Here is a 7520-nt window from a genome sequence, read left to right as displayed (position 1 = left end):
AAAGTTCTCCTCAAGGCTCCTCGTAGCTAGGCTCGAACGATAATTGGTACACATCGGGAGGTGTCCCGCCGGTTTTGAATGTCAACAGTAAACCGGGGGCAACGATGTTATCTGCATTCGGGTCAGTGCTTTTTGAGCCTAGACTTGATACGGGTATCCATTGGGTCGTAGTTCCCTGTACAGCAACTTCCAACTTGTAAACTAGTTTCCAGGGGCCGGAATAGTGTGCGGTGTCCCAAAACAGAATCTTCATTGAGACATCGAGGTTGTCAAGGCGAAATTTATCTATTTTGAGTGCGTAATGTCCGGCCCATAAACTAAGCGTACTTCCAAACCAATTGATATCAAAAGTCACACTTTGCGTTCTGCCATCTTCATCGCTTATCGTCACCGTGCCGTTGTTGTCCGCTTCGCGTATTTCGCTACCGTCCATGTTGGATATCCTTTTTGAAGTAGGTAAGTTCGGATCTTTTATGTTTGGTTGCAAGGTTTGAAAAAGCCACTTGTAAAGTGAGTGAGTTGCCATGGTCGTCAATCAACTCAATCTCCAAAGGCTCTCGTCTATTGAAATAAGCCGGCGTGAACGCCTTTGACACATCAGCTGCACGGTGGAGGCTTACTGCGAAACTGTCTGAGGATATGCTTTTGGCAGGCACCGCCCAGTGCGTTTCATTAAACTTCAGCGCGTACCCGCTATTTAATTCTGCGTGCTGACGCAACATGGATTCATCGAGGGTCACGAACTGCTGATTTCCGCCGCCAGCAATAATGCCGGTATAGCTGACGAAACGAATGTGGGTACCCAAATAATAGGAGTGCTCTCTCTCCCACTGAAGCATCGAGCGCGGTCCGCCTTTGACGCTCCATGAGTGGATGTTTCCGCTGCTGAGCGTGAAGATCCAGTATTCAACCGTATGGAAGTTGTAGTCATAGGGCGTGTGGCCTGCTTCAGCCGGTTTATCGAAGCCTGAGACTTTGTCACGTGCTACGGTGAATTCGACCTGTCGATGAGCGGGCCTGATAGAAATTGTGCTCTTTGCACCGACCCGGTCGCTGTAATGCCAAAATCCAAACCTGTCCCGCACCCCGGCGTAAAAAGTCCGCTGCTGATCCTTCGGTTCCAGGCAGTGTACAAAGTAGCTCACCAGGTGCCCTTGATCGGGCTCTGCCTGGGAAGGTTGCTGCTGGGTGGCGAGTTCGTAAGTGTTGCGGTCTTCGGCCACGGCCCAGTAAATGGCCGTGTCGCTCAGGGCAGGCTCTTGGGTTGCGTTCAGGATCGCCAGCGGCTGATGGCCGCCCAGCTCGAACAGTGCCAATGTCTTGAGTTCGTCAGGGTCAAGGGCGCCCGGCTCTTCATCACTGGTCTGGGTAGACACGTCCACTGACAGGTGAAGTTGCTGCCTGCCGTTGTTGAACATCCAAGGGGGTACCGACGCACCGAAATCCGGGGTTCTCAGTACAAATGACTTTAGGGCGCGCCAGTGTTCATCTTCAACAACACCCGGCGCACCCAGGCTGACGGAAAGGCTGTCGGTGAGGGTGATGCCGTTGAGGTTCAGTACGCAGTCGACCGAGCCGCGAGTACCTTGCGGCGCACGGCCTGCCCGGTAACGGCCGGAGCCTGAGTCGATGGTCCCATTTGCACCTGTGCTCCAATGCCGTTGTGCAGAGGGCAGCAGCAACGGGTCGGCGAGATATTGCACGAGCGCACCTTCGCCCAGTGCTTCGCTTGGCGAGGGATGAAACGCTATCGAACCCAGGTCAGCGCCTTGGAGGGTGTGGTCGTTCATCGCATGTGCTCCGCTGGTCAAACAGGTATGCCCGATCGGCCCGTGTAGCAGGGCGGTGACGGGCGGTTAAGCCACTGTTCTGAGGTCGATATCCCGGAGGGTGAGGCGCGTTCCTTCTGCCAACGTGATCTCGACAGAAAGCCTGACGGTCTTGCCTATCCCGAACGTTTCGAAGAACGCTTTGCTGTCGCACTTAGCTTGAACCGTTAGCGCCTGGGCCTGCTCGGCGGTGATGGACCCGCTGTACAGGTGCAGCTCTACGCCGCCCTCCGCCGCCACGATCGTGATGAGCTGTCCTGCGGCCATCAGGGGCCAGCCGTGAACATTGAGGATGAGCTCTTCCTTGACGCGGGCTTTGGAAAGCTCGGATCTACCGATGGCCGATTCACATTCGAGATAGGGTAATGAGTCGCGGCTGAGCGTTTTTACCACCAGTTCAAAGGGGGCTGAATCGGCCGAGAGCCCCAACGGGTCAATGTGGGTGTAGAAACACTTGAGCGTTTTGCCCAACAGCATTGCCGATTTCGAACGATCAAAGGCGAAATGGAAATCCTCGCCTTGCTGGGTCCAGCCCGCTAAAGTCAGCAGCGTCCTGGGAGGCACGGTGGTGGTGTCCTGGACATAGACCGTGACCGTACCCTTGAGCAGTGGCGCGGCACCGGCTATGGCAAAACGCCCGCCGGTGCGCAGGTCGACGGCAGCTGCTTCTGACCCGACACCCAGCATTGTGAGTGGTGGCAGTGTCTGTTCTTCGGCGACAACGAACGTGTGGACATGGCTTGCCAGTGCCATGCGGGGCCGAGCGAACTGGTAAGACAGCGTTACCCTTTTGCCGATGTTTTCCAGGAGGAACTGTTGAGATAGATGGACGCCCTCGGGTTCATCTGGCGTGCCGGTCCAGGCCACGATCTCCGATGTCGCACCGTCGGCAAACAGCAGCGCTTCATCCTGTTTGAGTTGCCCTACAGGGGGAGGGAAGGTCACCCAGGCCCCTTCCGGAGAGGGGTATACCCACCCGCCCGATTCGCCCGTGACGGCAGGGGGTGGCAGCAGCGGTTTGGGTGACGGCTGGTTGTCGACGATGAGGAACATCTGCGAGGCGGAGATAAACGGGTCTTCGACGCCCTCGTTGCCGAAGGTGTAGTGGGTCTTGATTGCAAAGCCACTCAAGGGTTCGAGGCGCGTGCGGTCAAGTATGAACTCGAAGGGCACCTCCAGTTGCGAAACAGAGGTCGGAACGCTGTAGGCTTCCGTGATCGGTTCCTGGCCATCAAAGCCTTGCCAGTGGACGGTCAAAAGGTCGCCTGTCTTCATTTCTGGATGGGGTAGCACATACACCATCGCATCGTTTTCGAAGGCATGCAGGTCTATGACCTGATCATGGGATTGCTTGGCATGCACCACCGTGCCAGGCAGGGTCGGGTCTTCGGACTCCAAAATCTCCAGGGGCACGCGCGCGGAACTCAGTGCCTTGTCCTGGCGGGCGTACTGGTAGAAGACTTCCACCCTGGCACCGGCATTGGCCAGCAGCCAGTAGCCGGGAAGCCTGAAGTCAAGCTTGCCGGCGGCCAGGTCGGTGGCGCTCAGCTTTTTGGCCAGGGGAGGCACGGGGACCTTGCCGTTCATGTGCAGGATGACGTCTGTGCCCTGGGTGAAGTCGCTCGTCAGGTTGATCGTCACCTTGGCGCCCTCGATAACAGGCTCCAGTTTGCCGTCTACCACCCCGGCTATCTGCGGTGCGTCAAGGTGGGGCGGCGGTGCGGAGGCCTTGTTCACTACCTGGAAGGTCTGCACGGCGGAGCGTTGCGTGCTGCCACTGACGGGTTTGACGCTGAAGGACAACTGTGCGCCGATGTTCAGCGCCTCATCGAGCGTGGCCTTGTTGAGCGACTTGGTGATCGTTACCCCGAGATCTGTCTTGCCAACGGTGTGGGAGATGTCGAACGGTGTGGTCAGTTGGTCCAGCCTTGCCCAGCGGATGATGAGTTCGTCGCCTTCGGCCTTGCCCTGGTACTCGGGGATTACCAGCAGTGCATTGTCGCTGAAGCTGTCCGTCTCGATGACCAGGGCATGGGACTGCATGACATGGACCAGCGAGATCTCTATCGCGGCAGGATGCTGCAGTACGTTAAGTTGCAGGACGCGGCTGTTGAGTGCTTCGCCTGTGCGACCGTACTGGTAGCGTAAACTGAGCGTCTTGCCGACACTGCTGTCGAGCAGTGCCTTGCCAAGCGTGAACGTTAATTTCCCTTTTTCAACATCGGCATAAGTGAGCTTTTTCCATTGCGGCGCGCTCATTTCGACCAGGTAGTGATGGAACAGTACTTCGTCGCCTTCGGCCATGCCCGAATAAGCGGGGAGGGTGACCTCGATGCCCAGGGGTAACGGATAGATGACGCCCGGCAGTGGTGTTTGCAGGTGTGGAGGCACCAGATAATTCGGAGGGTTGGAATCCTGATCGAGCACAGTCAGTTGTTGCGGCTCGGTCAGGCGGTCGGGGCTCCCGTCCCTGCTGATGGTCAGGAGCAATTCTGTGGGGCCGGCCTCCACCATGTCCTGCAACCATTCACGAGGCATTTCGCTCATCAGTGGCAGGGTCACATCGTCGGTGTCCACGACGATCGTGGGTAGCGTGTAGTCACCCCAGGAAACCGTAAGCTTGTCGCCCCTGGCCCGATCGGGGTAGGGCAGCAGGGTCAGAATGCCGGGTCCTGGAAGGGTGCTCAGGTCCACGGTCATGCTGTGAGCCTGTTTGACATGCACCAGCACGCCATCGAGCATCACCGGGGGGCGGTAAACGGGGGCTTGCAGCGCTTTTGCGCTCAGGGCCCGTCCCTCGCGAGCGATCTGGTACGAAAGGGTGACGGTCTGGTCGAGATGCGCTTCGAGGAAGCTTTCCGGTATGCCCATCACGATTGCCCTGGCGTCGAGGTCGTCCTGGTCGATATGTTTGGTCAGCGCAAAACGGGCCGTTTCGCTGCTGACCAGCAAGAGCACCTCATCCAGTTGCTTGACCTGAGCCGAGTCGAGCCCAATCGTCACCTCCAGCCCTCCTGGCCGGGTAGGTAGCCGCGTGGGGATTTGCCCGTCGACCCGCACGGGTTCGAGGGCGTCCACCTCGGAAGGGGCGTCGTGCACCACCTTGAAAACCTGTGATGGATAATCACGGGGATCCACCTCTTGCCTGAGCCTGCGCAAATGCAGGCGCAACAGATGGCCCTGTGCTGCCAGCAGCTGGGGGCGTGCGAGGGTGAAGAGCAGGGGCCGGCCGATATCTTCGGGTTGCACCACATGAGTCAAGGGCTGCGGCAGTTCCTGGCCATCTTCCCAGCGGCTGATGACCTGGACTTCGTCCATTGCCTGCATGTCCGCATAGGGGAAGGTGACCAGGGTTGCATCCCCGCTGAACACCGCCAGGTCGATCAGACGGTCATGCGCCTGGTCGACATGGACCAACTGATTGCCCCCAAGCCACAGGTCATCCACCCTTATTTCCAGGGCTTCGCTGCTGAGTGCTTGCTGCTTGCGGGCGAACTGGTAGCTCAGCGTGATCGGCCAGCCAGCGTTGTCTCGCAACCAGATGACCGGCAGCATGAACACGATCTGGCCTGTCAGCGCGTCGTCGGCATCCACGCGGTGGCTTTGTATCAATGGGTAGGCACCCTCGGCATAGCAAACGAGTTCGTCACCTTCGGCCATCGACGAATATTGGACGCTGAGGGTGGCAGGGTCAGTTGGGAGCAGAGGTTCACTCGGCGCCAGGAGCTGGGGAAGCCGATCGGGGAGGGGCGTGGACTGTTCAAGAATCCGGAAGGTGCTGCTTTGCGAGCCGACCGGCTGTGCATCCAGACCTTCCACGGTGTAAAGCAGGGAAACCTGTTTGTTCTTTCCCGCCTCCAGGACATCACGCGGGATATTGAAACGGATGGGCGAGCCCACCTGATCCCTGCTGATCGTGTGAGGGTAGGGGGTGGGCACCGTGTCCACGCTCCAGACCAGCGTCACCACATGTTCTTCGGCCATCCCCTGGTACGGCAGCACCACCAGGGTGGCGGAGCCTGTGAATGCCTTCAGTTCGACCACCCGATCATGGGCCTGCTGGAACAGCACATGGGATATCTCGATGGCGTCCTGAAACTGCTTCACGTCCACGCGGCGTTTCTCGGCGCTCAACGCCCGGCCCTGGCGCCCGAACTGGTAGAACATTTCCAGGTAGTCACCGACATTCGCTTTCAACAATTCGCCTGCGAGTTCGAACTTCAGGAACTGGGTACCCAGGTCGTCCAGTTCGATACGCTTGAACTGCGGCGCGGCCGCTACCTGGCCATCGGCGTGGAAATACACCTCGTCGGCCAGTTTCATGTCCGAGTAGGCGGGCACGAGTACGACCTTGCCCTGCGGGTCGGGCGTGACGATCAGGTCTGATGCGTCTTCACCTTCGAGTGCCGCCACCGGCAGGCGGGGCTGTGAATCTGCAGCGCCTGCCGCGATCGTCAGGCGCTGCTGTCTGAATTTTCGCTCGGTGCCGCCGTTGGGTGTGACGGTGAAGTACATCGCTGCGCTGCGATCGGCGGGAAATTCCGAGCGCGGCAGGGAAAACCTCAAGGGAAACCCCACTTCCCCTGGCTCGACAGTGTGCTCCAACGTCAGCATCGGCCGGACCGAATTGGCGTCCTGCAGCGCCCAATACAGCGCTACTCGATCTCCGGCGGCCATATCGTCGTAGGGCGGCACCAACAGCACACCGTCCGCTCGGAACTGCTTCGTGTCGATGTGCAGGTCGTGGGCCTGCTTGAAGTTCACCACCGACGCATCTTTCGGGTTGTATTCGGTGACTTCGAGTTCAAGAACTTGCGCGCTCAGCCCACGTCCAGGGCCGGCATACTGGTACATCAGCCGGATGCTGTTGCCGAGGTTGCTTTCGAGCAGCGCCTGTTCGATCCAGAGAACGAATTCCTCCCGGTCTTCATCGCTGTCCTCCAGCCTGAGCCAGCCGGGGAGCTGGTGATCGCTGTCGGTATCGACAAACAGCAGCAGTTCGTCGTTGACCTGCATTGCCTCAGGTTTTTTGATGTAGACCGGTACACCGCCCGGTAACGGTTGTATTTCGCCTTCGTCGGCACCTTCGATCCGGATGGGCTCCAGCCAGGGGGCTGGGTTGCTGCTTTCATTGCTGACGTACAAAGTCTGTGGTTCCGAGTACGTCTCTCGTTCGCCCACCACGACCACGAATTGCAGGGGCACGGATTGGTCTAGTCGTGCATCCAGCGCCGCACGGGGCAATGTGAACAGCAGTGGTCTGCTCACGGTTTCATCCGTCACCTCTTGAATCAGAGCGGGCGCGTCACCGAATTCCACCCACACTTCATGGCCAGCAGCCATGTTGTCATAGGGCAGCACGATCAACGTCGCATCTCCCGTGAATGTCGACAGGTCCACGACAAGGTCATGGGACTGCTTGAAATGAACGACGGAATCTTCGACGGCCTCGGGGACGCCTGCATCGCCTCCTTTGCGTCGCGGCTGCTGATGGACGTTCCACGCTTGATCGTACATATCCGGGCTCCCTCATAGGCACAAAGCGCTGCATGCGAATGGGGAAATTGTCAGGCGCGATCTTGATGAGCCACAACTAGCAGAAATGCCAGGTGTGGCTGGGGTGATGCGACGGTAGCCTTTGCGCAATTGCTGCTGTTCAACGGGGCGGCAAATCACCCGGGTGGGCCAATA

At 58.6% G+C, this 7520-nt stretch carries 3 protein-coding genes; all 3 read right to left on the bottom strand.

Annotation, left to right across the window (positions count from 1 at the left end):
* Positions 1–10 precede the first annotated feature (10 nt).
* Positions 11–433, bottom strand: coding sequence for a hypothetical protein (locus ACIPIJ_RS27840; RefSeq protein WP_401083218.1), 423 nt, complete (start codon positions 431–433; stop codon positions 11–13).
* The gene (locus ACIPIJ_RS27835; RefSeq protein WP_401083215.1) at positions 423–1790 is read right to left on the bottom strand and encodes a hypothetical protein; all 1368 of its coding nucleotides are present in this window, start codon (positions 1788–1790) and stop codon (positions 423–425) included. Before ACIPIJ_RS27835 ends, ACIPIJ_RS27840 begins: the two co-directional genes overlap by 11 nt.
* A 66-nt stretch (positions 1791–1856) precedes the next feature.
* A complete protein-coding gene (locus ACIPIJ_RS27830) occupies positions 1857–7346 on the bottom strand; it encodes a hypothetical protein (RefSeq protein WP_401083212.1) in 5490 nt (1829 codons plus the stop codon).
* Between the last annotated feature and the right edge of the window lie 174 nt (positions 7347–7520).

This window comes from Pseudomonas sp. NPDC087185 (genome assembly GCF_044744955.1).
In the GTDB taxonomy this organism is placed as follows: Bacteria; Pseudomonadota; Gammaproteobacteria; order Pseudomonadales; family Pseudomonadaceae; genus Aquipseudomonas.
Note: the sequence above shows the minus strand (reverse complement) of the source record. Positions and strands in the feature narration are given on the sequence as shown.

Coding starts and splice junctions, on each gene's coding strand:
- ACIPIJ_RS27835 (WP_401083215.1), bottom strand. CDS start 1,790: ATGAACGACCACACCCTCCAAGGCGCTGACCTGGGTTCGATAGCGTTT.
- ACIPIJ_RS27830 (WP_401083212.1), bottom strand. CDS start 7,346: ATGTACGATCAAGCGTGGAACGTCCATCAGCAGCCGCGACGCAAAGGA.
- ACIPIJ_RS27840 (WP_401083218.1), bottom strand. CDS start 433: ATGGACGGTAGCGAAATACGCGAAGCGGACAACAACGGCACGGTGACG.